At 57.5% G+C, this 25099-nt stretch carries 28 protein-coding genes; 14 read left to right on the forward strand and 14 right to left on the reverse strand.

The window, feature by feature from the left end; translation table 11 throughout:
- Positions 1-2 precede the first annotated feature (2 nt).
- Positions 3-725 (reverse strand): zinc-ribbon domain-containing protein, encoded by a 723-nt coding sequence (locus ACR0AD_RS07730; protein ID WP_480486637.1) that lies wholly within the window; start codon positions 723-725, stop codon positions 3-5.
- Positions 726-907: 182 nt separating this feature from the next.
- Here ACR0AD_RS07730 and ACR0AD_RS07735 point away from each other — a divergent pair, with 182 nt between their 5' ends.
- From ACR0AD_RS07735 to ACR0AD_RS07750, 4 genes are read left to right on the forward strand one after another with little or no spacing between them, the layout of a single operon-like run.
- The gene (locus ACR0AD_RS07735; protein WP_209506709.1) at positions 908-1585 is read left to right on the forward strand and encodes a cell division ATP-binding protein FtsE; all 678 of its coding nucleotides are present in this window, start codon (positions 908-910) and stop codon (positions 1583-1585) included.
- Entirely contained in the window at positions 1582-2481 is a 900-nt protein-coding gene (locus ACR0AD_RS07740) for a cell division protein FtsX (protein WP_480486639.1), read from the forward strand. The genes ACR0AD_RS07735 and ACR0AD_RS07740 overlap by 4 nt, the downstream gene beginning before the upstream one ends.
- On the forward strand, positions 2481-3221 hold the full coding sequence (locus ACR0AD_RS07745) for a lysophospholipid acyltransferase family protein (RefSeq protein ID WP_480486641.1): 741 nt from the start codon (positions 2481-2483) through the stop codon (positions 3219-3221). The genes ACR0AD_RS07740 and ACR0AD_RS07745 overlap by 1 nt, the downstream gene beginning before the upstream one ends.
- Entirely contained in the window at positions 3208-3813 is a 606-nt protein-coding gene (locus ACR0AD_RS07750; RefSeq protein ID WP_480483127.1) for a pyridoxamine 5'-phosphate oxidase family protein, read from the forward strand. Before ACR0AD_RS07745 ends, ACR0AD_RS07750 begins: the two co-directional genes overlap by 14 nt.
- Before the next feature lie 19 nt (positions 3814-3832).
- Here the strand turns inward: ACR0AD_RS07750 and ACR0AD_RS07755 are convergent, their stop codons facing one another.
- Positions 3833-4426, reverse strand: a complete 594-nt coding sequence (locus tag ACR0AD_RS07755; protein WP_480483129.1) for an NAD(P)H-dependent oxidoreductase — start codon at positions 4424-4426, stop codon at positions 3833-3835.
- A gap of 102 nt (positions 4427-4528) precedes the next feature.
- Here ACR0AD_RS07755 and ACR0AD_RS07760 point away from each other — a divergent pair, with 102 nt between their 5' ends.
- Positions 4529-5107 carry a TetR/AcrR family transcriptional regulator gene (locus ACR0AD_RS07760; protein ID WP_480486643.1) on the forward strand — a complete coding sequence of 193 codons (579 nt, stop codon included), beginning with the start codon at positions 4529-4531 and terminating at the stop codon, positions 5105-5107.
- A 21-nt stretch (positions 5108-5128) separates the two neighbouring features.
- On the opposite strand, the gene lpdA is transcribed toward ACR0AD_RS07760, so the two are convergent.
- From lpdA to mdh, 11 genes are all read right to left on the reverse strand, one after another.
- A complete protein-coding gene (gene lpdA / locus ACR0AD_RS07765; RefSeq protein WP_480483132.1) occupies positions 5129-6517 on the reverse strand; it encodes a dihydrolipoyl dehydrogenase in 1389 nt (462 codons plus the stop codon).
- 72 nt (positions 6518-6589) lie between these two features.
- Complete coding sequence (locus tag ACR0AD_RS07770; protein WP_480483134.1) at positions 6590-6859, reverse strand: hypothetical protein; 270 nt, start codon at positions 6857-6859, stop codon at positions 6590-6592.
- A gap of 2 nt (positions 6860-6861) precedes the next feature.
- A complete protein-coding gene (gene odhB / locus ACR0AD_RS07775; protein WP_480486645.1) occupies positions 6862-8367 on the reverse strand; it encodes a 2-oxoglutarate dehydrogenase complex dihydrolipoyllysine-residue succinyltransferase in 1506 nt (501 codons plus the stop codon).
- 3 nt (positions 8368-8370) lie between these two features.
- A complete protein-coding gene (locus ACR0AD_RS07780; RefSeq protein ID WP_480483137.1) occupies positions 8371-11328 on the reverse strand; it encodes a 2-oxoglutarate dehydrogenase E1 component in 2958 nt (985 codons plus the stop codon).
- Positions 11325-11867: a DUF805 domain-containing protein gene (locus tag ACR0AD_RS07785; RefSeq protein WP_480483139.1), complete on the reverse strand. Its 543-nt coding sequence runs from the start codon at positions 11865-11867 to the stop codon at positions 11325-11327. The genes ACR0AD_RS07780 and ACR0AD_RS07785 overlap by 4 nt, the downstream gene beginning before the upstream one ends.
- A gap of 2 nt (positions 11868-11869) precedes the next feature.
- Complete coding sequence (locus tag ACR0AD_RS07790) at positions 11870-12550, reverse strand: hypothetical protein (protein ID WP_480483141.1); 681 nt, start codon at positions 12548-12550, stop codon at positions 11870-11872.
- Between the two features lie 3 nt (positions 12551-12553).
- Positions 12554-13435 (reverse strand): succinate--CoA ligase subunit alpha, encoded by an 882-nt coding sequence (sucD, locus tag ACR0AD_RS07795; protein ID WP_209506539.1) that lies wholly within the window; start codon positions 13433-13435, stop codon positions 12554-12556.
- A 13-nt stretch (positions 13436-13448) separates the two neighbouring features.
- Positions 13449-14276 (reverse strand): glycosyltransferase family 25 protein, encoded by an 828-nt coding sequence (locus tag ACR0AD_RS07800; RefSeq protein WP_480486647.1) that lies wholly within the window; start codon positions 14274-14276, stop codon positions 13449-13451.
- Between the two features lie 131 nt (positions 14277-14407).
- Positions 14408-14941, reverse strand: coding sequence for a hypothetical protein (locus tag ACR0AD_RS07805; RefSeq protein ID WP_480483144.1), 534 nt, complete (start codon positions 14939-14941; stop codon positions 14408-14410).
- Positions 14942-15020: 79 nt separating this feature from the next.
- Entirely contained in the window at positions 15021-16214 is a 1194-nt protein-coding gene (sucC, locus tag ACR0AD_RS07810; protein ID WP_267363198.1) for an ADP-forming succinate--CoA ligase subunit beta, read from the reverse strand.
- A 308-nt stretch (positions 16215-16522) separates the two neighbouring features.
- On the reverse strand, positions 16523-17485 hold the full coding sequence (gene mdh / locus ACR0AD_RS07815) for a malate dehydrogenase (RefSeq protein WP_267363196.1): 963 nt from the start codon (positions 17483-17485) through the stop codon (positions 16523-16525).
- Positions 17486-17646: 161 nt separating this feature from the next.
- Here mdh and ACR0AD_RS07820 point away from each other — a divergent pair, with 161 nt between their 5' ends.
- Complete coding sequence (locus ACR0AD_RS07820; RefSeq protein ID WP_267363195.1) at positions 17647-18402, forward strand: sulfite exporter TauE/SafE family protein; 756 nt, start codon at positions 17647-17649, stop codon at positions 18400-18402.
- Here ACR0AD_RS07820 and ACR0AD_RS07825 read toward each other — a convergent pair whose 3' ends face one another.
- Positions 18403-18696, reverse strand: coding sequence for a hypothetical protein (locus tag ACR0AD_RS07825; RefSeq protein WP_480528625.1), 294 nt, complete (start codon positions 18694-18696; stop codon positions 18403-18405). It lies immediately after the preceding gene.
- 181 nt (positions 18697-18877) lie between these two features.
- Between ACR0AD_RS07825 and ACR0AD_RS07830 the strand changes: the two genes are divergently transcribed.
- The 8 genes from ACR0AD_RS07830 (at position 18878) to sdhA (ending at position 25071) form a co-directional block, all read left to right on the forward strand.
- Entirely contained in the window at positions 18878-19735 is an 858-nt protein-coding gene (locus tag ACR0AD_RS07830) for an HpcH/HpaI aldolase/citrate lyase family protein (protein WP_480486651.1), read from the forward strand.
- A gap of 6 nt (positions 19736-19741) precedes the next feature.
- Positions 19742-20296: an NnrU family protein gene (locus ACR0AD_RS07835; RefSeq protein WP_209506524.1), complete on the forward strand. Its 555-nt coding sequence runs from the start codon at positions 19742-19744 to the stop codon at positions 20294-20296.
- Positions 20297-20308: 12 nt separating this feature from the next.
- Positions 20309-20515, forward strand: a complete 207-nt coding sequence (locus ACR0AD_RS07840; protein WP_480486653.1) for a DUF1737 domain-containing protein — start codon at positions 20309-20311, stop codon at positions 20513-20515.
- Complete coding sequence (locus ACR0AD_RS07845) at positions 20515-21543, forward strand: MaoC family dehydratase (protein WP_480486654.1); 1029 nt, start codon at positions 20515-20517, stop codon at positions 21541-21543. The genes ACR0AD_RS07840 and ACR0AD_RS07845 overlap by 1 nt, the downstream gene beginning before the upstream one ends.
- Positions 21544-21597: 54 nt before the next feature.
- Complete coding sequence (locus ACR0AD_RS07850; RefSeq protein WP_480483156.1) at positions 21598-22260, forward strand: DUF1194 domain-containing protein; 663 nt, start codon at positions 21598-21600, stop codon at positions 22258-22260.
- 215 nt (positions 22261-22475) lie between these two features.
- Complete coding sequence (gene sdhC, locus ACR0AD_RS07855; protein ID WP_267363810.1) at positions 22476-22862, forward strand: succinate dehydrogenase, cytochrome b556 subunit; 387 nt, start codon at positions 22476-22478, stop codon at positions 22860-22862.
- A gap of 13 nt (positions 22863-22875) precedes the next feature.
- Positions 22876-23247, forward strand: a complete 372-nt coding sequence (gene sdhD, locus ACR0AD_RS07860; protein WP_267363812.1) for a succinate dehydrogenase, hydrophobic membrane anchor protein — start codon at positions 22876-22878, stop codon at positions 23245-23247.
- 18 nt (positions 23248-23265) lie between these two features.
- A complete protein-coding gene (sdhA, locus tag ACR0AD_RS07865; protein ID WP_267363813.1) occupies positions 23266-25071 on the forward strand; it encodes a succinate dehydrogenase flavoprotein subunit in 1806 nt (601 codons plus the stop codon).
- The last annotated feature ends 28 nt before the right edge of the window (positions 25072-25099 follow it).

The following is a 25099-nucleotide window of genomic DNA, read 5'->3' on the forward strand; positions in this document are numbered from 1 at the left end:
CCTTAGTTCTGCGCACCGGATCCTGCCTGAGTTTCGAGCCAGATGCGCGCCTGATCCACCAGCGACACATATGAGCTGAGCAACGGATCGGCCTGCGGTACAGCCTCGCTGATCTGGCGGGCATTCCCGTAGATCAGGTACAGAACCACGCCGATGATCAGCATCAGCGCAAAACCGCGCAAGAACCCACCGGACTTGCGAGGCGCCTGCGCCTCATCTTCTGCCGGGTCCGACCGCATGCTCGAGTTGATGGCATCGACATCCGGCAGTGCATCCTTTTGCCCGGCATCTACGGCGGTTTCCGAAGTTGCAGGGCGTTTGGGCCTGACCTTAGGTTCTGGCGGTGCTTCCAGGCCCAGATCGGGCTGGCTTTCCAGACCACCGCCTTCCTGCGCACGTAACTCCGCTTCTCGTGCGGCTTCTTCTTTCAGGATACTGGCGACTGATGGGGCAACATTTCCTGTAGATGCAGCAGGTTTTTCAACCTCTGGCGCTGATTTATCTGCGGGCTCGGCGTCCTTCTGGGCCTCGACCTCGGTGTCCGATGTATCTGCCTCAACAGGCTTGTCCTCGGGCGCGTTCGGTTCATCCGTCGGCTCGGATGGATGCTTGGCCTGAAACCAGGTCTGATCGCAGTTCGAACACTGCACATCGCGGCCTTCCTCGGGGATGACCTCGTCAGGAACTTCGTACTGCGCAGTGCAATTCGGACATGTAAGACGCATACTGCCTCCTCGGCCGGATGAAGGGCCGATAATAGTTTTTTCAGGGATGATATTCCGTTAAGACCCAACAGCAAAGGGCGTTTTCGGTTTCATGGGCCAAGTGTCACCAATTGGACTCGGTAGAGCCATTGAAACCGTCGCCATGCTCGGGCAAGAAGAGCGGCAAAATATTGGGGGCACGTGTGATCGAGCTGGAAAATGTCAGCTATACCTACGGTGGTGGCGAGTTGCTGAGCGATGTCTCGGTTCAATTGCAGCCGGGGTCGTTCCATTTTCTGACCGGGCCATCGGGGGCGGGAAAGACGACATTGCTCAAGCTGTGTTACGGGGCACTGTTACCAACCTCGGGACGTCTCAGCGTGTTTGATCAGGATATCTCGGCCCTTGATCGGGATCAGCTGGCCGTGCTGCGTCGCCGTGTTGGCGTTGTTCATCAGGATTGCCAGTTCCTTGACCATATGACGCTTGCCGAGAATGTCGCCTTGCCACTGATGGTCTCTGGGCGCGGGGAATCGTCCGGGCAAGACAATCTGACCGAACTGCTCAGCTGGGTGGGGCTTGGTGCACGTCTCGAAGCGCGGCCACCGGAATTGTCCGGCGGTGAACGTCAACGGGCGGCTCTGGCGCGCGCCGTCATCCTGTCGCCCGATGTCATATTGGCTGATGAGCCCACGGGCAATGTCGATTGGGAGATGTCGCAACGTTTGTTGCACCTGCTGGTCGAGCTGAACCGTATGGGAAAGACCGTTCTGATTGCCACCCATGACCTGAGCCTGATCCGCGCGGCAAAAAGTCATGTTCAGGCCCGTGTTTTGCGGATTTCGCAGCGAAAGCTGCATCTGGCGGGGGCAGACCTGTGACTGGGGCTGATATCCGAAACCTGCTGCGCGGCGATACCCGTGCTGACCGCGTTGTTCCGCCAACCGGCTACACCGCGCATCTGACGCTGTTTGTCGCTGGTGCCATGGCATTTCTTGCTGTTTTTGCTTTGGCTTTGTCCCTCGCCTCTGGCCGCATCGCGGATCGGTGGGCCTCGGAACTGGCGGGCGCTGCGACCTTGCGCATCAACGCACCGGCCGAGCAGCTTGCTGCCCAGACAGAAGCGGCATTGACCGTCCTCAGCCAGACGCCAGGTGTCGCCTCCGCCCGTGCGCTTAGCACAGAAGAACAGGCCGCATTGCTGGCGCCTTGGTTCGGGCCGGACCTGCCGCTGGATACTTTGCCAATCCCGCAGCTGATCGAGATTATCGAGGGCGAACCGGGGCTGGATGCGATCGGGCTGCGATTGCGATTGGGGGCCGAGGTGCCCGGCGCGGTTCTGGATGATCACACGCGATGGCGCGAACCGCTGGTCGATGCAGCGATGTCCCTGCGTCGTCTGGGATGGATATCAATCCTGCTGATCGGTGGCGCGACCGCTGCGATGATTACCCTTGCAGCCAACGCCTCACTTGCGGCCAATGCGCAGATTATCGAGGTTCTGCGATTGGTTGGCGCGCAGGATGGTTTCATCGCAGGGGCTTTTGTACGGCGGTTTACCTATCGCGCGTTTTTCGGCGCTTCGGTTGGGACTCTGCTGGGAATGACAGGTGTCTTGCTTTTGCCCGAAGCTTCGGACGCGGGCGGGTTTCTGACCGGAGTTGGATTTCAGGGCAAAGACTGGGTATTGCCGGTTCTTATCCCCGTCCTTGGGGCAGCCGTTGCCTTTGTTGCCACATGGGCCGCGGCCCGACGCAAGTTGAAGGAGCTTTCCTGATGTTGATGGCAATTCAGTGGGTTCGTTCCCTCATCTTCATGATTGTGATCTATGCTTGGATGCTGATCCTTGGCATCGCGTTTCTACCTTATGCGCTGTTTTCCAAAAACGGTGCCCTGAAAGCGTGCAAAACCTACGCCAAAAGCACCATGTGGCTGGCCCGGTGGATGGTTGGTATCCGCTGTGAGGTGCGGGGCAATGCCCCAACGAATGAAGTGGTCATCGGAGCCAAACATCAGTCGTTCCTTGATATCATCATGATTTTCGACGCCATTCCGCACGGCAAGTTTATCATGAAGCGCGAGCTGTTGTTCACACCGGTCATTGGCATGTATGCACGACGCCTTGGCTGTATCCCGGTCAATCGCGGCAAGCGCGGTGCGGCTGTGGCAAAAATGGTCAAGGACGTCTCAAAAGAGTTTTCCGAACCCGGTCAGCTGGTGATCTATCCGCAGGGCACGCGTGTGGCACCGGGAGTAAAGAAACCCTACAAGGTTGGTACAGCGGTCCTGTATGAAGGCCTTGGTTTTCCATGCGTTCCGGTTGCGACGAATGCTGGCGTGTTCTGGCCCCGTACAGGCGTGATGCGTAAACCCGGCCTTGCCATTGTAGATTTTCTGGAGCCGATCAAACCAGGTGTTGCCCGCGATGAGTTCCTCGCGCGGTTGGCGGAAGTCATCGAAACACGCTCGAACGAATTGATGCGCGAAGTGGGGTTTGATCCTGATGGAATTCATTGAAAAAGTAGAAGATCTCGAGGCGTTGTACGGAACGCCGGGTGCTGCTTCGTTGCGAAAGGTCGTTCGACACTTAACTCCGCTCTATCGCAAGTGGATTGAAGCCGCGCGCCTTTGTGTTCTCAGTACAGTTGGTCCCGAGGGTGTGGACGGAAGCCCACGTGGGGACGACGGTGCTGTTGTGCGTGAGTTAAACCCAAAAACGCTGGCGTTGCCTGACTGGCGGGGAAACAACCGCCTGGACAGCTTGCGCAACATTGTTCGGGACCCGCGCGTTTCGCTGATGTTCTTTGTGCCGGGTTCTGACAATGTCGTTCGGGTAAATGGAACAGCCCGATTGACCGCAGACGCGGCATTGCGCAACCAGTTCGAAAAGGCTGGCAAGGTTCCGGCGACGGTTATCGTCGTGCAGATTGACGAGATTTACAGTCAGTGCGCGCGTGCACTGATGCGCGCCCGCACTTGGACTTGTGGCGACGAAAGCAAGGACCTTCCGACGATTGGGCAGCTTCTGTCCGAGGCGTCAGAAGGTGAAGAGGGCGGCGCGCAATATGACAAAGACTGGGCTGCACGCGCCGCCAAAACAATGTGGTAGGTAGCGGACGGTTGTTCAGTCAAGCTGCGGCGGCTCCGATTCTGGACACCTTTTTGATCCAGCGATCAACGCTGCCCGGTTTGGGATAGCTTGCGCCTGCAAAGTAAGTGAATCGCGTTGGTTTGAAGCCAACAAAACCGAGGATCTGGCCCCGAACCTGTCGAATAAGCGCTTGCCTGTACATCAGGCGCATGAACCAGCCCGGCGTATCTGAGGTCAGGATAACGCGTGCCGTGCGTCCGGTCAGCATCGGGGCTGGCAGGCCAGCCATCGTGGTGTTGCGGGTGTCGAATGTCCGCCCCGGTATGAACATCCGGTCAATCAATCCCTTGAGTTTTGCAGGCAGCCCGCCCCACCACATAGGTGTGGTCAGGACCAGATGGTCGCTCCATTCGAAGTCCTGCAACACGTGTTCCAGAACTGGTTCAAGCGGCTTGAAGTCGTGATAGTTGCCCTGACCGAAATCAAAATCGAATTGCAGGTCGCTCAGGTGGACTATTCGGACATCATGTCCGTTTTTGCGGGCTGCCTCGCCATAGGTTTCTGCGAATGTGCGTGACAAGCTGCTTTCTGCCGGATGTCCATCGAGGATGAGGATTTTCTTGGGGTGCATCGGGGTTCTCCTAAAAATGACCACGGTCAGTTTATAGAATCAAAAAATGACCACGGTCAATATTAAATTTGACCACGGTCAAAAAATGTGCGATTGGGCGTTATGCAAAAAACGATCCAGAAACGTACCATCAAGACCCGCGCCAAGCTTCTGTCAGCTGCGGAACAGGTTATCCGACATGGCGGATATGAAGCCTTGCGGGTGGATGAAGTTGTAAAGGCCGCGGGTGTTGCCAAGGGGACCTTCTTTGCACACTTCCGCGACAAGGATGCGCTGATGGAAATCTTGATAGCGGACAAGCTGAATGCTTGCCTGGATCAGGCCCAATCCGGTACCCCACCCAAAACGGTACCAGAGATTATCGCTTCGCTGGAACCGGTCCACGAATTCATGACGTCCGAACGGTACGTGTTCGATCTGTTGATCAGATACTCGGGGGCAACGGCAATCGCAGATATTGGGCCGATTGCCTATTGTTTTGAACGGTATTTCCGGGTCGTGATGATGTGGCTTGAAACCGCAGAGGTACGCAAGGATGTACCATCCGAGCTGTTGGCAGAAGGCGTGCAGGCCTTTGCCATTCAGGCCATGTCCTTACAGTATTGCGCGCTGCATTCAGCGACAACGTTCACAGACAGACTGGAAACATATCTGGATGCATGGCTGACCCCGGCAAGCTGATCGCCGCAGGGGTCAGGGGTGTTAGCTGTGGATCGGGCCGTCTCCGCAGGCCAGGGCAGCCTCGCGAACCGCTTCGGAATACGTCGGATGCGCGTGGCAGGTGAGCGCCAGATCCTCGGCAGAAGCACCGAATTCCATCGCCACACAAACCTCGTGGATCAGATCACCTGCGCCCGGGCCGATGATATGGGCACCCAGGATGCGATCGGTTTCCTTGTCGGCCAGAATCTTGACGAACCCGTCAGCCGCAAAATTCGCCTTGGCGCGCCCATTGCCCATGAACATGAACTTGCCGACCTTATAGGCACGACCCTGTTCCTTGAGCGTCGCTTCGGTTTCACCAACATTCGCGACTTCTGGCCAAGTGTAGATCACGCCCGGAATCACGCCATAGTTCACATGACCGTGCTTGCCTGCAACCTGTTCGGCAGCGGCTATTCCTTCGTCTTCGGCCTTGTGTGCCAGCATCGGGCCTTCGGTCACGTCGCCAATTGCATAGATGCCCGGCACGTTGGTCTGCCAGTCGGCACCAACCTTGATCTGACCACGTTGGGTCATCTCGACGCCCAAAGCGTCCAGCCCCAGACCATCCGAATAGGGTTTGCGGCCTGTGGCAACCAGCACAGTGTCGGCGTCGATCACATGTTCACTGTCGTCTTTGAGCAGCTTGTAGGTAACTTTGGCCTTGGTCTTGGTCGCTTCGGTTTTCTGCACCGCTGCACCCATGATAAAGGTCAGGCCCTGTTTCTTGAGAATGCGCTGGAAGGTTTTTTGCACCTCAGGGTCCATGCCCGGCGTGATCTCCTTGAGGAACTCGATCACCGTCACCTCGGCGCCCAGGCGGCTGTAAACCGATCCCAGTTCCAGCCCGATCACACCCGCGCCGATCACAACCATTTTCTTCGGGACCTTGTTCAGCGACAAAGCACCGGTCGAAGTCACGACGACCTTCTCATCAACTTCAACACCGGGCAGGGAAGATGGTTCCGATCCAGAGGCGATGATAATGTTCTTGGTCTCGTGGACCTCATCACCCACCTTGACCTGACCTGCGGCTGGGATTGATCCCCAGCCTTTCAGCCAGTCAATCTTGTTCTTCTTGAACAGAAATTCGATGCCCTTGGTGTTGCCGTCGATGACCTCGTCCTTGTAGGCCTGCATCTGCTTCCAATCGACTGAAGGCGCTTTGCCCTTCAGGCCCATCTTGGCAAAGTTATGCTCGGCCTCGTGCAGCTGATGGCTGGCATGCAGCAGCGCCTTGGAGGGAATGCAGCCCACGTTCAGGCAAGTACCGCCCAGTGTTTCGCGCCCTTCGACCACGGCTGTTTTCAAACCCAGTTGAGCGCAGCGGATCGCGCAGACATAGCCGCCGGGTCCGGCGCCGATTACGATGACGTCATAATTTGCCATTACATTCTCCTAAATCGACCGGACGTACCGGCGCTTCCCCGACCCGATTTGGCGGGTCGGAAATAGTCATTGTCAAACAGGTTCCAGCAGCTTGATCGAGATATGGGCAATTCCGCCCCGCTCGTGATGCATCGCCAATTCTTCAGAACCAAAGAAGGCTTTGGCCTTGTCCAGGTTTGTAACCTCGAACATCGCGATGGCGTGGTCTTTTTGGTCGGGGTCGCGCCAGACGTGCAGGTCGCGGATACCCGCGGCCTTGCGCATCGGTTTGTCCTCGCGGAACACTTTCAGCCAGGCGTTGAAATCGGCCACGTCGGCTTGCCAAAGTACATGCGTTGCCATGCTTACAGGTCCATCAGCAGGCGGCGCGGGTCTTCCAGCGCCTCTTTCACACGAACGAGGAAGGTAACGGCACCTTTGCCATCGACGATCCGGTGGTCATACGACAGGGCCAGATACATCATCGGGCGGATCTTGATCTCACCATTGATGACCATCGGGCGGTCCTGGATCTTGTGCATGCCCAGAATACCCGACTGAGGGGGGTTCAGGATCGGCGAGGACATCAGCGAACCATAGACACCACCATTCGAGATGGTGAAGGTGCCACCCTGCATCTCAGCCATGCTCAGCTTGCCGTCACGGGCGCGCTTGCCCTTTTCGGCGATGGCTTTTTCGATCGCGGCAAAGGACATGCTGTCGGCATCACGGATCACGGGAACGACCAGACCCTGCGGCGTACCGGCGGCGACGCCCATATGCACGAAGTTCTTGTAGACGATGTCGGTTCCATCAATCTCGGCATTGACCTCGGGCACTTCTTTCAGCGCGTGGCAGCATGCCTTGGTGAAGAAGGACATAAAGCCCAAACGCACGCCATGCTTCTTCTCGAACTGGTCTTTGTACTGATTGCGCAGGGCCATGACCTCGGTCATGTCCACCTCGTTGTAGGTGGTCAGGATCGCAGCGGTGTTTTGTGCGTCCTTGAGACGTTTGGCAATGGTTTGGCGCAGGCGGGTCATCCGCACGCGTTCTTCGCGGGCCTCGTCCTCGGCAGCCACAGGGGCGCGAGGGGCTTGGGCCACAGGGGCGGGCGCAGTCGCCGCAGGTGCCGGGGCTGAAACTGCTGCAACGGCTTTGGCTACGTCTTCCTTCATGATGCGACCGTCGCGGCCTGTTCCGGTGACCTGATCAGCCGACAGTCCGGCTTCGGCCATTGCTTTCTGGGCGGACGGTGCGTTTGCGACGTCTTTTCCGGTGCTTGTTGCTGCGGGCGCCGCCGCCGCTGCCTGGGCCGGCGCGGCTGCTGCACCAGCGGCAGCTCCGGAGATGACGGCCAGCTTGGCAGCCGCATCCACGGTCGATCCTTCTGGAGCAACGATTTCCGCAAGAACACCCGAAGTCGGTGCGGGAACTTCAACCGAGACTTTATCGGTTTCCAATTCGCACAGCATCTCGTCCTGCGCGACGTTGTCGCCGACCTTCTTGAACCAGGTCGAAACGGTTGCCTCCGTCACAGACTCACCAAGTGTCGGCACCATCACGTCAACCGACCTACCTGATGCGGCAGGTGCCGCTGCCGGGGCTGCGGCTGGCGCCGGGGCTGCGCCTTCGCCCGCCGCAATCGTTGCCAGCAAGGCGTCAACACCGACGGTTTCGCCTTCGGCTGCCACGATTTCACCCATTACACCCGCTGCGGGAGAAGGAACCTCGACGGTGACCTTGTCTGTCTCCAGCTCACACAGCATCTCATCCATGGCGACCGCATCACCGGGCTTTTTGAACCAGGTTGCAACTGTGGCTTCGGTGACCGATTCGCCAAGCGTGGGAACACGAACTTCAATCGTCATCGCTTACTTTCCTTCAATGCTCAGCGCTTCGTTAACCAGCGCTTCTTGTTGGGCTTTGTGTTGGCTGGCCAGCCCCGTTGCGGGCGAGGCCGATGTGGCGCGACCGGCATAGGTCGGGCGAGTGTGTTTTGCATCGATACGGGACAGGACCCATTCGATGTTGGGTTCGATAAAGGTCCACGCACCCTGGTTCTTGGGCTCTTCCTGACACCAGACCATCTCGGCATTCTTGAACCGTTCGAGTTCGTTGATCAGTGAATGTGCCGGGAACGGATAGAATTGTTCGATCCGCATCAGGTAGATGTCATCGATGCCACGCGCGTCGCGTTCCTCCAGCAGGTCGAAATAGACCTTGCCGGAACACATGACGACGCGCTTGATCTTGTCATCGGCCACCAGCTTGGTGTCAGAGTTGCCCTTCTGCGCGTCATCCCACAGCACCCGGTGGAAGCTGGAGCCTGTGGTGAAGTCGTCCGCCGTGCTGACGGCCAGCTTGTGACGCAGCAGCGACTTCGGTGTCACCAGGATCAGCGGTTTCCGGAAAGTACGGTGCAACTGACGGCGCAGGATGTGGAAATAGTTCGCGGGTGTCGTACAGTTCGCCACGATCCAGTTGTCCTGACCGCACATTTGCAGGAACCGTTCCAGACGCGCTGACGAGTGTTCCGGGCCTTGCCCTTCAAAGCCATGCGGCAGCAATGTGACAAGACCGGACATCCGCAGCCACTTGCTTTCGCCCGAGCTGATAAACTGGTCGAACATGATCTGCGCACCGTTGGCAAAGTCGCCGAACTGCGCCTCCCACAGAACCAGAGCGTTCGGTTCTGCTAGCGAATAGCCGTATTCGAAACCCAGCACCGCGTATTCCGACAGCATCGAGTCGATGACATCGTATTGGGATTGCCCGGCACGGATGTTGTTAAGCGGGTAATACCGTTCTTCGGTTTCCTGATGAACAAACCCAGAGTGACGCTGGCTGAAGGTGCCCCGTGTTGCGTCCTGTCCGGCCAGACGCACGGGATATCCTTCGGTCAGCAACGAGCCAAACGCCAGTGCCTCGCCCGTGGCCCAGTCGAAGCCTGCACCAGTCTCGAACATCTGTTTCTTATGTTCCAGCAACCGCTCAACGGTTTTGTGCATTGCGAAATCGCCAGGAGCCTTGGTCAGCGCGGCTCCGATTTCTGCCAGTGTCTCTGCCGAGATCGCTGTTTCACCCCGGACATAGTCATCCTTGTTCTTGTCAAGATGCGACCAGCGCCCATCCAGCCAGTCGGCCTTGTTGGGTTTATAGTCTTTCCCGGCCTCGAATTCGTCGTTCAGGTGGGCCTGAAAAGCGGCCTTCATATCTTCGATCTCACCCTCGGGGATCAGCCCGTCCTTGACCAGCCGCTCGGTATACAAGGAAAGCGTTGTCTTATGGGTTTTGATCTTCTTGTACATGATCGGGTTGGTGAACATGGGCTCATCGCCCTCGTTATGGCCAAACCGGCGATAGCAGAAGATGTCCAGAACCACGTCTTTATGGAACTTCTGGCGGAACTCGGTCGCCACCTTCGCGGCGTGAACTACCGCCTCGGGGTCGTCGCCGTTCACATGGAAGATCGGGGCCTCGACCATCAGCGCGATATCGGTGGGATAGGGGCTCGAGCGGCTGAAATGCGGCGCGGTAGTGAACCCGATCTGGTTGTTGACCACGATGTGCATGGTGCCGCCGGTTCTGTGCCCTTTCAGGCCTGACAGGCCAAAGCCTTCGGCCACAACACCTTGACCGGCAAAGGCCGCGTCACCGTGCAGCAATATCGCCATGACCCTGGTACGGTCCGTGTCGCCCAGTTGGTCTTGCTTGGCGCGAACCTTACCCAGAACTACCGGGTTTACCGCCTCAAGGTGAGAGGGGTTGGCGGTCAATGACAGGTGCACACTGTTGCCATCGAATTCGCGATCGCTTGAGGCGCCGAGGTGATATTTCACATCGCCAGAGCCGTCCACGTCCTCTGGCTTGAAGCTACCGCCCTGGAATTCGTTGAAAATCGCGCGATAAGGCTTGCCCATCACGTTGGCCAGAATGTTCAGGCGACCCCGGTGCGGCATCCCGATGACGATGTCACTGAGGCCAAGCGCGCCACCACGCTTGATGATCTGTTCCATCGCCGGGATTAGCGCCTCGCCACCGTCCAGACCGAACCGCTTGGTGCCCATGTACTTGACGTGCAGGAACTTCTCAAAGCCCTCGGCCTCGACCATCTTGTTCAGGATCGCCTTGCGGCCTTCCTTGGTGAACGCGATTTCCTTGCCATAGCCCTCGATCCGCTCCTTCAGCCACGCGGCCTCTTCCGGGTTCGAGATATGCATGTACTGCAGCGCAAAGGTGCCGCAATATGTGCGTTTCACGATCTCAACGATCTGCCGCATGGAAGCGACCTGTAATCCCAGCACGTTGTCGATAAAGATCGGGCGATCCATGTCGGCATCGGTGAAACCGTAAGTCTTCGGGTCCAGCTCAGGATGGGTGCTGGCAGCGCGCATACCCAGCGGGTCCAGATCCGCGGCCAGATGGCCCCGGATGCGGTAGGCCCGGATCAGCATCAGTGCTCGCAAACTGTCCAGCACGGCGCGTTTGATCTGATCGTCGCTGACCTCAGCCCCTTTTTCAGCCGCCTTGTCCTTGATCTTCTTGCCCGCCGCTTTGGCGTCAATCTCGGCCCATTCACCAGTCAGCGCACCAGTCAGGTCGTCTGCTGGCATCGGCGGCCAGTCGGTGCGCGCCCAGGACGGACCTTCGGCTTCGCGTTGAACATCGGGGGCATCATCGCCCATGGCATCAAAGAACGCGCCCCATGCGGCATCCACCGCACCGGGGTTCTTTGTGTATTGCGCATAAAGCTGCTCCAGATATTCGGCATTATGCCCCTGCATGAAGCTTGAGGCATGAAAGGCGGAATTGGGCGAATGTTCGGTCATAGGGCTACCTCTGTTGGGTTGGGACCGTATTGATTGGTGCCTGGCTGGCTGGGGCGTGTCAGCCACCATAGAACCAGGAGGGGCGACACGACCAGTACCAGTAGTGTCGGAAGAACGATGAGCAACGTGGCGCGGGTAAACAGGATATCCAGCCTGCCACCATGCTGGAAATGAGAGGCCAGGCCGATACCGAAAACGAGCACGGCTCCGGCGCCAAGGATCAACAGGATCGGCAGCAGAGCATACAGCCCGCTGCGACCGGTATCATGCATCCGCCGGAAAGCAACTGCCAGATGGGGAAAGAAGACGATCAGGCTGACGATGCCCTGCACCGGTTGCGAGGACGTGGTCGACACGGATTTCGAGGTTTCGGTTTCCGTCACCGCGACCTGCGTGAAGAACTGCCAGTCGATGATCCCGGCAATGATGTTCCAGATCACGATGAACAGGAAAAAGAACCAGTATTCGGGCCGCGAAGCACGGCCCGAGAAAGTGAAGAACTTGGAGAAGCAGGTGCGTATGGCGTCGGAGAAGGTCATTCTTAGTTCTCTGACTGTTTCGTGACATAAGTTGAGAAAACAGAGGACACATCAATGTCAATGCCCGACACGGCGGAAATGCGCTCGGTGTTCAGGACCGCACCGTTCAGAACCCGTTTTAGGCCGTTTCTTTCATATGATTGCGATCGAAGACGATGCACTGGAGGCAAGGTCGCAGGATCACGTCCTGTGTCCCCAAGCAAACGCTCAAATGTCACTGGCGATTCTTCATTTTTGAGCGCAATCACGCAACTTAGATGGCCGTAGGTGTCATGCACATAACTGTCGATGCGCAAAACGCTTCCGGTTTGAAGTTTAACAAACCAACGATCTTTTTGTTGTGTGCTTTCGACAATCTTTAGATTACGAGTCCCGGCGGCATTCTTGAGTGCAAGTTCCCATGTTCTTGTTATGCGCGGATTGGCAACGTCACCATAGCCAAACTGTTCTGCAAGTAACGTTGCGGCAAAAGACTTTATTGCGCGTTCGTCAAGTTCCGCTGGGACCACCGGAGACCAGCCAATCTCGATTAGGGTATCGGTCACTGTCGCTAGATCAATTGCGGACTGGCAAGCCGCAACGGTATCAGAAGCGAAGCTCGAGCTGTCGGCAACAGCAGGGGCAGTAGTGGCTGCCGAGATGGCAGCCACAAGGCCAAAAAGGATTTTTGTGCCCCAGTTCACAATTTACCCAATCGCTTCCAGCACGGCCTCACCCAGCTGCGCTGGGCTTTCGGCCACGACGATACCGGCCGAGCGCATGGCTTCGATCTTGTCCTCGGCACCGCCTTTGCCACCGGCGACGATGGCACCTGCGTGGCCCATGCGGCGGCCCGGAGGGGCTGTGCGGCCTGCGATGAATCCTGCAACCGGCTTTTTGCGGCCTTTCTTGGCCTCATCGGCCAGGAACTGTGCGGCCTCTTCCTCGGCCGAGCCGCCGATCTCGCCAATCATGATGATCGACGTGGTCTCGTCATCTGCCAGGAACCATTCCAGCACGTCGATATGCTCAGTCCCTTTGATCGGGTCGCCGCCAATGCCCACACAGGTGGACTGGCCCAGTCCTACGTCCGTTGTCTGTTTCACGGCTTCATAAGTAAGCGTACCCGAGCGGGAAACGACACCCACGCTGCCGCGTTTGTGAATATGGCCGGGCATGATGCCGATCTTGCAGGCGTCAGGCGTGATGACACCGGGGCAGTTCGGGCCAATCAGGCGCGACTTGCTGCCTTCCAGCGCGCGTTTCACCTTCATCATGTCCAGAACCGGGATACCTTCGGTGATGCAGACAATCACTTCCATCTCGGCATCAATCGCTTCGAGGATCGAATCCGCCGCGAATGGGGGCGGTACGTAGATCACCGATGCGTTGGCTTCGGTCACGTGCTTGGCCTCGTGGACCGAGTTGAACACGGGAAGGCCCAGATGCTCCATCCCGCCTTTGCCGGGGGTCACGCCGCCGACCATCTTGGTGCCATAGGCAATAGCCTGTTCGCTGTGGAATGTACCTTGCGAGCCGGTAAAGCCCTGACAGATCACTTTGGTGTTTTCATCGATGAGGACTGCCATTTTGTCCCTTTCTCTAGGCGGTGTGGGATTGATAGGGTTCAGCCGCTGGAAGAACCTGCGGCGCATAGGTGATTTTCTGAAGCGTGGCGCGACCAAGGGCCAGATCGGCCATCGTGCGCAGGCCGCTGCTGATTTCGGCGATACCGCGCCTGATTTTTTGTCGGACCAGCGGCCAGCCCGTAGGGCGTGCGCGGGGGAAACCCATCTGGATTTCGCCCGGCGCTTCGTTGCCTTGCTCGACCATCGCAGGAACCACCTGATAGACATTGACCCGACGCGCCGCAGCCGAGGCTGACGGGTTGAACAACAGGCCATCCAGCGTGATGTCATAGGGCTTTTGCGCCAGAAAGTGTTCTGCCGCTTGCCGGGTCAACGCATATGCGGCACCGCCGGGGTGGCGTGAGTGCATCAGGCGCAGTTCCCGACCCAGATGGGATGAGCTTTTGCGCTCAAGTGCGAGGAAAAGCTTTGTGCTGCGCCAGCGTTCGAACCGCACGATATCGGCATCCTCTGGCCACCAGGATGCATCGTTCAACCAATCCGCCAGTTCTGGCGACAGGAAAACATCATCCTCAAGTATCAAAGCCTGCTCCGCGCCGGAGGCGACAACGGCCTCCCACGCTTTGGCGTGACTGAGGGTGCAGGCCATGTCCTTGGTATGGAAATAACCCCAGGGTCCCTCAGACCGGCATTCACGCAGGAATTCCTCACGGGTGGCGGCGTCGCAATCAACAGCGTTGATGCGCGTTGCCGACAGGCCTGCCTTTTGCAGCTCCTGCGCCATCAAACGCGCCCGCCCGGTGGCGCGTTCTAGGCCTATGAGGAAGATGGGGATGGTCATGGGGTTACATTTCCAGTCAGATCAGGCAGTCTGTACCAACAGCGATTTGGTCCGCGAGCCGGTAGAGCCCTGACAGATCACTTTGGTATTTTCGTCGATGAGGACTGCCATTTTAGTGGCTCCTTCGCTTGCTATCTTATCTGTTGAAGTTCGATGGACGAGTATTGCTGTCCAGCGGGTTGTTTCGGAGGTTGCCCGGAGACGATGTAGACATTTCGCCCTGCAATGGGTTTGTCGGCTCTCAGCGTAGTTCTCGAAGAGCTTCTGGTCGTCTGATAAGTAGATGAACCATCGATGTGCTTTGCAGCCATCCGCTTTTGTATTTCTTCTACGTCAGTGGAAGTTAGGTTTTTCGACGCTATATAGCAGTAGTCATACTCGACCCTGCCCCTGGTTCCAAAATCAGAAGTTCTGGTTCCGGTGACTGCATAGATCCAATTCGGCTCACTGAAGAACCGAGTTCCTCCCTCGGACGTGTTAGAAATACGTTCAAGGTCTGAGTTCTCCAGCGTTTGAGTTGCTTGAGAAGGATTACCCAAGCTGGCCATGCAGACCGTTTCAAACAGCACACTCGCTTCTTCAATTGCACTGCTTCGTGTTACCGGCGCGTTCGTGCAACCAGCTAAAAGAATTGCGGTTGCCAAGGAGATCTTCTGGAAATTCATTCAATCGGCCTTTGAAAGTGATACTCATCCCGAGGACAGAGGAAGGTTTGCATTTCTGCAAATCTTCCTCCCACTCTGCTCAACCCTTAACCGCCTTCACGATCTTCTCGGCACCGTCTTTCAGGTTGTCCGCCGCGATCACGTCCAGACCCGAATTGTTGATGATCTCTTTGCCTTTCTCGACATTGGTGCCTTCCAGACGCACGACCAGCGGAACTTGCAGCCCGACCTCTTTCACCGCAGCCACCACGCCCTCTGCGATAACATCACAGCGCATGATGCCGCCGAAGATATTGACCAGAATGCCTTTGACCTGCGGGTCCGAGGTGATGATCTTGAACGCCTCGGTCACCTTCTCTTTGGTCGCACCGCCGCCCACGTCGAGGAAGTTGGCAGGCTCGGCCCCATAAAGCTTGATGATGTCCATCGTGGCCATCGCCAGACCGGCACCGTTCACCATGCAACCAATCTCACCGTCCAGTGCGATGTAGTTCAGGTCGTATTTGCTGGCTTCCAGTTCCTTGGGGTCTTCCTCGGTCGTGTCGCGCAGTTCAGCGATATCCGGGTGGCGGTAGACCGCGTTGCCATCAAAGCCAACTTTGGCATCCAGCACTTTCAGGTCGCCGCTGTCGGATACGATCAGCGGGTTGATCTCCAGCATCTCCATGTCCTTCTCGACGAAGGCTTTGTAGAGGATGCCCATAAGCCTGACACATTGCTTGACCTGCGCGCCCTCCAGACCCAGCGAAAACGCGATGCGGCGACCATGGTAGGGTTGGTAGCCGGTGGCCGGGTCAACCGAGAAGGACAGGATTTTCTCGGGCGTCGCGGCGGCGACTTCTTCGATGTCCATACCGCCTTCGGTCGAGCAGACAAACGAGATACGGCTGGTCTGACGATCTACCAGCAGGGCCAGGTACAACTCACGCTCGATGCCGGAACCGGCTTCGATATAGATGCGGTTGACCTGCTTGCCTGCCGGACCCGTCTGATGGGTGACCAGAGTGCGACCCAGCATCTTCTTGGCTTCTTCGGCCGCTTCCTCGACCGATTTCGTCAGACGGACACCGCCTTTTTCACCAGCGTCGGCTTCTTTGAAGGATCCTTTGCCACGGCCACCCGCGTGTATCTGCGCCTTGACGACCCAAAGCGGTCCATCCAGTTCGCCGGCTGCGGTTTTGGCTTCCTCGGCGCGCAGCACGGCGCGACCATCGGAGACCGGAGCGCCGTAGCTGCGAAGAAGAGCCTTGGCCTGATATTCGTGAATGTTCATCGAAATTGTCCCGTCTGACTGCGTTTAACCGTTATAGGCGTGTCTAGCGGGTAAATTTAAAGGGTTTTTTGATCTGTGACGGGAAATTGCCGAAGATTTTCAACATTTGTGATCACGGGTTTTTAGGGTGTGATCACAAAAGCTCGAGTGTCATCAATTGATTCGATAATCCTGCACAGTTTTTTGAAATCACATTCGAAAAAAGGGATTTGCGACGTTTGCGCCAACATATGCGGCCGGGTTCCGCGGTGGCAAATGAAAACCGGCCCACAATTGGGCCGGCCTCAAATTCAAATTGTCTGGCAGTTTTACGCCAGTGAACTGTCGATGCCTTTGCATGCCTCGATCAGGCCTTTCACGGCGTTGACCGAATTGTCGAAACCGGCTTGCTCGTCTTCGTTCAGCTTGATGTTTACGATGCGCTCGACGCCACCAGCGCCGATGACAGTCGGCACCCCGACATAAAGGCCGTTAACACCCAACTCACCGCTGCAGTACGCCGCACAAGGCAGAACACGCTTCTGGTCTTTCAGATAGGCTTCGGCCATTTCGATCGCCGAAGTGGCGGGCGCGTAATAAGCCGACCCGGTTTTCAGCAGGCCTACGATTTCCGCGCCACCATCACGGGTGCGCTGTACGATGGCATCCAGCTTTTCTTGCGAGGTCCAGCCCATTTCAACCAGATCAGGCAGCGGGATACCGGCAACGGTCGAATAACGAACCGACGGCACCATGGTGTCGCCATGTCCGCCTAATACGAACGCGGTTACATCGCGCATCGAGACGTTGAACTCTTCCGACAGGAAATGCGCGAAACGTGCTGAGTCCAGCACGCCAGCCATGCCGCAGACTTTGTTGTGCGGCAGGCCCGAGAATTCGCGCAGCGCCCAGACCATGGCGTCCAGAGGGTTGGTGATGCAGATCACGAACGCATCGGGCGCATGCGCTGCGATACCTTCGCCGACCGACTTCATGACTTTCAGGTTGATGCCCAGCAGGTCATCGCGGCTCATGCCCGGTTTGCGGGCTACGCCTGCGGTCACGATGCAGACATCCGCGCCAGCGATATCGGCATAGTCGCTGGTGCCTTTCATCGAAGCGTCAAAGCCTTCGGACGGGCCGGATTCGGCGATGTCGAGCGCCTTGCCCTGTGGCAATCCGTCAGCAATGTCAAACAGGACAACGTCACCCAGTTCTTTGACAGCTGCAAGATGCGCAAGCGTGCCGCCGATGTTCCCCGCGCCGATCAGCGCAATCTTGGGTCTGGCCATTTGGAATATCTCCGGTCGGTTTTGAAATCGCGGCTGTGCTAGTCGCTAAAACGGCATTAGGCAAGAGTTCTGCGACGTGGCATACAACCGCATACCGTTTGCGAGACCCCATGTGGTTGCGCTAAAGGGCCTTTGAGACAAGCCAAAACCGGGACCGGTGCATGTTTGAATTAAACCTGATGTTTTTTGCAGTGGCGATCCCAGCGGTGATATTTGCGGGTATCTCAAAGGGCGGTTTCGGCTCGGGCGTGGCTTTTGCGTCATCATCGATTCTGGCCTTGATCCTAACGCCCGGGCAGGCCCTGGCCCTGATGCTGCCGATTCTGATGGTGATCGATGTGGCCACTTTGGGCCCTTATTGGAAGCGGTGGAGCTGGAGGGATGCGCGCCTGCTGATCCTGGGTGCTGTACCCGGTGTGGCAATGGGGGCATGGCTTTACCGCTCAACGGATGATGACCTGCTGCGCCTGCTGATCGGCGGCATCTCGGTCGGGTTCGTGATCTGGCACATCGCACAGTCAAAAGGCTGGGTGCGCGGGTTTGCCAGACGGTTGCCACCCTCCGCTGGCCTGTTTGCAGGGCTGGTCGCGGGCTTCACCAGCTTCGTCAGCCATGCCGGAGGCCCTCCAGCTGCCGTTTACCTGTTGTCCCAACGGCTGACAAAGACCGAGTTTCAAGCCAGTACGGTATTGGTTTTCTGGGTGATTAATATCGCGAAGTTTGTACCCTACGCTTATCTGGGCATGTTCACGTGGCAGACGGCATGGGCCGATATGCTGTTAACACCGTTTGCTGTTCTCGGTGCGTGGCTGGGCGTCCGCGCACATTTCATGTTGTCCGAACGCCTGTTCTTTGGAATTGCTTATGTGCTGCTGACCCTCACAGGCAGTAAACTGATCTGGGACGCACTTACCTGATCAGGCGTTCGGGGGCAGCGCTTCGGCTACAGCCTCAAAAGCTTGCCCCGAAGCGACGAGACAGGTGACCCCGTTGGGCAAGGTCACCGTGATGGTCCAGCTGCCGCTTTGAGCTGAGGCGAAAAGTTCCATGACTGCGCCTTGCTGGGCCAGACCAAAGCCCCTGCGCGTTTCGCCATAAGTGTCGGTCAACCTTCTTAGCACATCCTCTCGCGGTGCGCAGTTTTGCCCCTGGGCCTGTGCCTGTTGTGCCGCCAGAACCATGATCCCAAGTCCCATCGTCATCTTGAACATTGTCTTTCGCATCCCGAATCCTTTCGGTTCCCTCTGCTGGTCAGGGTGCGGCGTAGGGGCCGAAATTCAGTTAAGGCAAAGCACGTTGCGCCCTGTTTGCTGCGGTGCGGCAATTTTGGGGTTGAACTTTCCGGTAAAAAATGCCCCATTCCGCGCAACTTTATTTCAATGGGAGTGGTCCATGGATCCTCGTCAGCGCCCCTATCGTTCGGTTCTCTATATTCCTGGGTCCCGGGATAGGGCTTTGGAAAAGGCCCGCACTCTGCCGGTAGATGCAATCATCTTCGATCTGGAAGATGCGGTCGCGGCCAACGAAAAGGACAATGCGCGCGAAACGCTCAAGGCGGCTTTGGCTGCCGGAGGGTACGGGTCACGCGTCAAGATTGTCCGGATCAACGGGTTGGACACCGAATGGGGCCGTGCGGATGCCGAGGCTGTGCGCGAAATGGATGCCGACGTAGTCCTGTTGCCTAAGGTGAATTCGGCGGCTGACGTGGATGCGCTGGCTGCGATCACCGGAGATCTGCCGATCTGGGCCATGATGGAAACCCCGCGTGGAATGCTGAACGCGGCAGAAATCGCCGCGCATCCGCTGATGGCCGGATTCGTGATGGGAACAAATGATCTGGCGAAAGAGTTGCAAACCCGCTTCCGCCCAGATCGCCTGCCTATGATGGCCTCGTTAGGGCTGTGCTTGCTGGCCGCCAAGGCCGAAGGGCTGATTATTATCGACGGCGTTTACAACGCCTTCAAGGATGTCGAAGGTCTGGCTTTCGAATGTGCGCAGGGCCGCGATATGGGCTTTGATGGCAAAACGCTGATCCACCCGGCCCAGGTCGAAGTGGCAAATACTGCCTTCGCGCCATCGGATGACGAGATCGACCTGGCTCGCCGCCAGATCTCGGCCTTTGAAGAGACCGAGGCGCTTGGCCAAGGGGTCGCTGTTGTCGATGGCAAGATTGTCGAAAATCTGCACGTTGTAACTGCCCGCGAAGTTCTGGCAAAAGCAGAGGCGATATTAGCTTTGCAAGCGGGGTAGGCCAGCATGGGCTTTGTTCTTCTGATCTTGGGTGTGGCGCTGTGGTGGGGGGCGCATCTGTTCAAACGTGTGGCACCTGAACGCCGCGCCGCAATGGGTGACGCGGGTAAAGGCGCTGTTGCCCTGGCTTTGGTCGCGTCGATCCTACTGATGATCTTCGGGTATCGCATGACCGACTTCATCCATGTTTGGGCGCCGCCAACCTTTCTGGTTCACGTCAACAACCTGTTGGTTTTGATCGCGATTTATATGATGAGCCCTGCGGGCACAAAAGGCCGGCTGCTGAACAAGTTGCGCCACCCGATGCTGGGCGGGTTCAAGCTGTGGGCTTTTGCGCACCTGTTGGTGAACGGCGATCTGGCCTCGATCATTCTGTTTGGTGGCCTTCTGGCCTGGGCGGTGGTCGAAGTCATTGTAATCAACAAGTCTGAACCCGAGTGGACCCCGGCAGAGCCTGGCACTTACGGCAAGGATGCGATGTTCTTTGTGGCTTCGATCGTTCTGATGGGAATTATCGGATACATCCACGGGCTGGTTGGCCCATCTCCGTTCGGCTCATAAGGATTTGATTTGATGTCGAAACTTTTTCGCTTGCTGACCGAAGAAGACACTTCGGCTTTCTGTCACAAGGTGTCCGACGCCCTGTCAAAGGGATGGGAGCTGTATGGCGACCCGGCTTACGTCTTTGATGCCAACGGCAACGTAATGCGTTGTGCGCAGGCCGTGACCAAAGAGGTCGAGGCCGACTATTCCCCCGACATGAAACTGGGACAGCAGTAATGGCGAAAACAAATCCGGGCCGATTTTTCGAGGACTATTCTGTAGGGCAGGTGTTGCAGCATGCAGTACCTCGCACCGTGACCGAGGGAGAGCGCGGCTTGTATCACGCGCTTTATCCCGCACGTCATGCGCTTTACTCTTCGGATGAGTTTGCTCGGGACTGTGGGTTGCCGGAAAGCCCGATTGATGATCTGGCCGCGTTCCACATCGTGTTCGGCAAAACCGTGCCTGACATTTCCTTGAACGCGGTTGCCAATCTTGGCTATGCCGAAGGCCGTTGGCTGAAGCCCGTTTATGCTGGCGATACGCTGCGATCCGTATCAGAGGTTATCGGCCTGAAGCAGAATTCCAAGGGAAAAACCGGTGTTGTCTGGGTTCGCACCCGCGGGTTGAACCAATTGGACGAGGTGGTTCTTGAATATGTGCGTTGGGTCATGGTGCGTAAGGCAAACATGGATGCACCCGCGCCCGAGACGGTTGTTCCTGATTTGAAGGCTGTACTTGATCCGCAGGACCTGACCGTGCCGGAAGGGCTCGATTTTGCAAACTACGATTTTGCCCTCGCGGGCGAGGTGCATCGCTGGGGCGATTATGAGATCGGTGAAACCATCGATCATGTGGATGGTGTCACCGTCGAAGAGGCCGAACATATGCTGGCCACACGTCTGTGGCAGAACACCGCCAAGGTGCATTACGACCTGACGTTCCGTCCCGAAGGGCGGCTCATTTATGGTGGGCATGTAATCTCGATGGCGCGGACTTTGTCCTTCAATGGCCTTGCAAATGCGCAGATGATTGTCGGCTTGAATGGTGGTGCCCATGCTAACCCGTGTTTTGCGGGTGATACGATCAAGGCATGGTCCGAAGTTCTGGACAAAGCGGAAACCGGGGTTGCCGGCATAGGCGCTGTGCGATTGCGTCTGGTCGCGACCAAAGGCGGTGATCCGTTCAAGCTGAAGAACGAAGAAGGGCGTTACCTGCCAGACGTTCTGCTGGATCTCGATTATTGGGCTTTGATGCCCAAATAGGTGATCTGACGGATATGTGACGCCACGGCTTGCAAGGCGTGATAGGTTTGCACAATGAACCTGCTACGCGCAATATTGGCCAGCGTCACTCTGGCACCGGCGGCTCAGGCCTGCGATCTGGCCTTGGCTTTAGCCGTGGATGTTTCTGGTTCAGTCGATAGCAGCGAATATCGCATTCAGATGGATGGGTTGGCCGCAGGTTTGCGCGACCCGATCGTGTCCGAGGCGCTGGTGCGGGGGCAGGCGCGGCTGATGCTGGTGCAGTGGACCGGCTCATCGCGCCAGCGGATCACTATTCCTTGGACCCGTATCGATAGCTTTGCCACGCTGGATCAGTTTTCAGACCAGGTCGCCGCCGATCCGCGCATCTGGCGGAATTTTTCGACGGCAATCGGCGAGGCGCTTCAAATGACCCTGAGTTCATTCGATTCGGTTTCAGACTGCCGACGGCACCTGATAGACCTGTCAGGGGACGGTGTGTCCAATGAAGGGATTGAGCCGACGCGGGTACATGCGGCCCTGCGCGCCGAGGGGATCGTTGTCAACGCGCTGGCTATTGAGGAAAGCGAACCGGATCTGACGGCGTATTTCTTTGAGAATGTCATCGTGGGCGAAGGTGCTTTTGTCGTTTCCGCCACCGGGTTCGCGGATTACCCGGAACGAATTCGCCGAAAACTGCTGCGCGAAGTGACGCAGCAAACAGCAGACCTGAAATGACGGCTTGAGAGATTCGTGATCACATCTCTTTGGCCTTGAAAACGCTAACATTGACAGCGCGGAATGTGATATGTGATCACGAGATTATTTTGTGTGATCACATATTCGAATTATCCGTGTAATTGAGCGCAATTTGATGGTTTTTGCACTCGCAGCACGTGACAGTGTCGCAAAAACCAGTAAAACGTTCGGTAGCCAACCGAAAAGGAGCCGCCATGGCCGATGTAAATCGGGGCAATCGCCCACTTTCGCCGCATCTGTCGATTTATCGCCCGCAGTTGACGTCGATCACGTCCATCCTGACGCGCATCACCGGCAACGCCCTTCTGCTCGCAGCTCTGTTGATCGTCTGGTGGTTTCTGGCCGCAGCAACTTCGCCCGAGGCGTTTGCGGTAGCGAATGGGGTAATAACCTCGATGCTTGGAGACCTTGTGATGGCGCTATCCGTTTGGGGGCTTTGGTATCACACGTTGGCCGGTGTGCGGCACCTGATCTGGGACAACGCGGTTGGTCTGGACCTTCCGACGGCGACCAAGCTGGGTTGGGCCGTTGTCATCGGATCGGTCGTCTTGACCCTTCTGACTCTTGTCCTCGTCGCGTGATTGGAGGCCTGACATGCGTTATCTGACCGACCGCAAACGTGCCGCTGGACTTGGCTCGGCGAAATCCGGCACTGCCCATTTCTGGGCGATGAAAGTCAGCTCGGTTGCTTTGCTGATCCTTGTGCCGTTGTTTGTATTTACATTTGGTCCGATCCTGGGCCAGCCATTCGAGGTCGTTCTCGACTACTACTCGCGACCTTTCCCTGCCATCGTAGCAGCACTGACGCTGGCGGTTGGCTTCAAACACTTCGCGGACGGTGCGCAGGTGATGCTTGAAGACTATGTTCACGGCACGCTTGAAAAGGTCCTGATCATTCTGTTGACCTGCCTGTCCTACGGCGCAGCAGCGGCTGGTATCTTCGCCATCGCGCGCATTGCCCTCTAATTCCCGGAGCTGAAAGAAATGGCTGCATACGAATACGAAACGCATGAATATGACGTGGTCGTTGTCGGCGCCGGTGGGGCCGGTTTGCGGGCGACGCTGGGTATGGCGGAACAGGGTCTGCGCACGGCCTGTGTGACCAAGGTTTTCCCAACCCGTTCGCACACCGTGGCGGCTCAGGGAGGAATCGCCGCGTCGTTGTCAAACATGGGCCCCGACCATTGGCAGTGGCATATGTACGACACTGTGAAAGGCTCGGATTGGCTGGGCGACACTGATGCGATGGAATACCTCGCGCGGGAAGCGCCCAAGGCTGTTTACGAACTGGAGCACTATGGCGTTCCGTTCAGCCGAACCGAAGAGGGTAAGATCTATCAACGCCCGTTTGGTGGTCACACCACTGAATTCGGCGAAGGCCCGGCAGTACAGCGCACCTGTGCCGCTGCGGACAGGACCGGCCACGCGATCCTTCATACGCTCTATGGCCAGTCGCTGAAGAACAATGCTGAGTTTTATATCGAGTACTTCGCTATCGACCTGATCATGTCCGATGACGGTCAGTGTCAGGGTGTTGTCTGCTGGAAGCTGGACGATGGCACGATGCATGTCTTCAATGCCAAGATGGTTGTGCTGGCGACCGGCGGGTATGGCCGCGCCTATTTCAGCGCGACCTCGGCCCATACCTGCACCGGTGACGGTGGCGGTATGGTGGCCCGCGCGGGCTTGGCGCTGCAGGATATGGAATTCGTCCAGTTCCACCCGACCGGCATCTACGGTTCGGGCTGCCTGATCACCGAAGGTGCGCGTGGTGAGGGTGGTTACCTGACCAACTCGGAAGGTGAACGGTTCATGGAGCGGTATGCGCCCCAGTACAAGGACCTGGCACCGCGCGATTACGTCTCGCGTTCGATGACCTTGGAAATCCGCGAAGGTCGTGGTGTCGGTGCGGAGGGGGATCATATTCACCTGAACCTCAGTCACCTGCCAGCCGAGGCTTTGGCAGAACGTCTGCCCGGCATCTCGGAAAGCGCCAAGATCTTTGCCGGCGTGGATGTCACCAAGGAACCGATCCCGGTTCTGCCAACCGTGCATTACAACATGGGCGGTATCCCCACAAACTATTGGGGTGAAGTTCTGAACCCAACGGCCGAGAACCCGACAGCTGTGGTGCCGGGCCTGATGGCAGTGGGCGAGGCCGGTTGCGCCTCGGTCCACGGCGCGAACCGCTTGGGCTCGAACTCGCTGATTGACCTTGTGGTCTTTGGCCGCGCGGCGGCGATCCGGGCAGGCAAAGTCGTGGATGCGGAAGCTGCGAACCCAGTTCTGAACCAGGCATCGGTCGACAAGGCCTTTGATCGGTTCGACGCGGTGCGCAATGCCAGCGGTTCCATCCCGACCGCCGAGTTGCGGCTTGAGATGCAGAAAACCATGCAAGCGGATGCTGCCGTATTCCGTACCGCCAAGACCATGGCCGAAGGCGTCGAGAAGATGACGGCAATCGCTGCCAAGATGGACGATCTGAAAGTCACCGACCGGTCGCTGGTCTGGAACAGTGACCTGATGGAAACGCTGGAATTGACCAACCTGATGCCCAACGCGCTGGCCACGATCGTCGGCGCAGAGGCGCGCAAGGAATCCCGTGGTGCCCACGCGCACGAGGATTTCTCTGCACGTGATGACGAAAATTGGCGCGTCCATACGGTTAGCCGGGTCGAAGGCAACCAGGTCGAGCTTAGCTATCGTCCCGTGATCGTCGATCCGCTGACGACCGAAGACGAAGGTGGCATCAGCCTGAAGAAAATCGCGCCCAAGGCACGTACGTTCTAAAAGGCTCGGACAGCAGGCAATGGTGAGC

The organism is Ruegeria sp. BH8 (assembly GCF_056538065.1).

Bases quoted from the DNA above. Each gene is read 5' to 3' on its own strand.
- ACR0AD_RS07730 (WP_480486637.1), bottom strand. From the start codon at position 725: ATGCGTCTTACATGTCCGAATTGCACTGCGCAGTACGAAGTTCCTGAC.
- ACR0AD_RS07745 (WP_480486641.1), top strand. From the start codon at position 2,481: ATGTTGATGGCAATTCAGTGGGTTCGTTCCCTCATCTTCATGATTGTG.
- ACR0AD_RS07750 (WP_480483127.1), top strand. From the start codon at position 3,208: ATGGAATTCATTGAAAAAGTAGAAGATCTCGAGGCGTTGTACGGAACG.
- ACR0AD_RS07755 (WP_480483129.1), bottom strand. From the start codon at position 4,426: ATGCACCCCAAGAAAATCCTCATCCTCGATGGACATCCGGCAGAAAGC.
- ACR0AD_RS07760 (WP_480486643.1), top strand. From the start codon at position 4,529: ATGCAAAAAACGATCCAGAAACGTACCATCAAGACCCGCGCCAAGCTT.
- lpdA (WP_480483132.1), bottom strand. From the start codon at position 6,517: ATGGCAAATTATGACGTCATCGTAATCGGCGCCGGACCCGGCGGCTAT.
- ACR0AD_RS07770 (WP_480483134.1), bottom strand. From the start codon at position 6,859: ATGGCAACGCATGTACTTTGGCAAGCCGACGTGGCCGATTTCAACGCC.
- odhB (WP_480486645.1), bottom strand. From the start codon at position 8,367: ATGACGATTGAAGTTCGTGTTCCCACGCTTGGCGAATCGGTCACCGAA.
- ACR0AD_RS07780 (WP_480483137.1), bottom strand. From the start codon at position 11,328: ATGACCGAACATTCGCCCAATTCCGCCTTTCATGCCTCAAGCTTCATG.
- ACR0AD_RS07785 (WP_480483139.1), bottom strand. From the start codon at position 11,867: ATGACCTTCTCCGACGCCATACGCACCTGCTTCTCCAAGTTCTTCACT.
- sucD (WP_209506539.1), bottom strand. From the start codon at position 13,435: ATGGCAGTCCTCATCGATGAAAACACCAAAGTGATCTGTCAGGGCTTT.
- ACR0AD_RS07800 (WP_480486647.1), bottom strand. From the start codon at position 14,276: ATGACCATCCCCATCTTCCTCATAGGCCTAGAACGCGCCACCGGGCGG.
- ACR0AD_RS07805 (WP_480483144.1), bottom strand. From the start codon at position 14,941: ATGAATTTCCAGAAGATCTCCTTGGCAACCGCAATTCTTTTAGCTGGT.
- sucC (WP_267363198.1), bottom strand. From the start codon at position 16,214: ATGAACATTCACGAATATCAGGCCAAGGCTCTTCTTCGCAGCTACGGC.
- mdh (WP_267363196.1), bottom strand. From the start codon at position 17,485: ATGGCCAGACCCAAGATTGCGCTGATCGGCGCGGGGAACATCGGCGGC.
- ACR0AD_RS07820 (WP_267363195.1), top strand. From the start codon at position 17,647: ATGTTTGAATTAAACCTGATGTTTTTTGCAGTGGCGATCCCAGCGGTG.
- ACR0AD_RS07825 (WP_480528625.1), bottom strand. From the start codon at position 18,696: ATGTTCAAGATGACGATGGGACTTGGGATCATGGTTCTGGCGGCACAA.
- ACR0AD_RS07830 (WP_480486651.1), top strand. From the start codon at position 18,878: ATGGATCCTCGTCAGCGCCCCTATCGTTCGGTTCTCTATATTCCTGGG.
- ACR0AD_RS07835 (WP_209506524.1), top strand. From the start codon at position 19,742: ATGGGCTTTGTTCTTCTGATCTTGGGTGTGGCGCTGTGGTGGGGGGCG.
- ACR0AD_RS07840 (WP_480486653.1), top strand. From the start codon at position 20,309: ATGTCGAAACTTTTTCGCTTGCTGACCGAAGAAGACACTTCGGCTTTC.
- ACR0AD_RS07845 (WP_480486654.1), top strand. From the start codon at position 20,515: ATGGCGAAAACAAATCCGGGCCGATTTTTCGAGGACTATTCTGTAGGG.
- ACR0AD_RS07850 (WP_480483156.1), top strand. From the start codon at position 21,598: ATGAACCTGCTACGCGCAATATTGGCCAGCGTCACTCTGGCACCGGCG.
- sdhC (WP_267363810.1), top strand. From the start codon at position 22,476: ATGGCCGATGTAAATCGGGGCAATCGCCCACTTTCGCCGCATCTGTCG.
- sdhD (WP_267363812.1), top strand. From the start codon at position 22,876: ATGCGTTATCTGACCGACCGCAAACGTGCCGCTGGACTTGGCTCGGCG.
- sdhA (WP_267363813.1), top strand. From the start codon at position 23,266: ATGGCTGCATACGAATACGAAACGCATGAATATGACGTGGTCGTTGTC.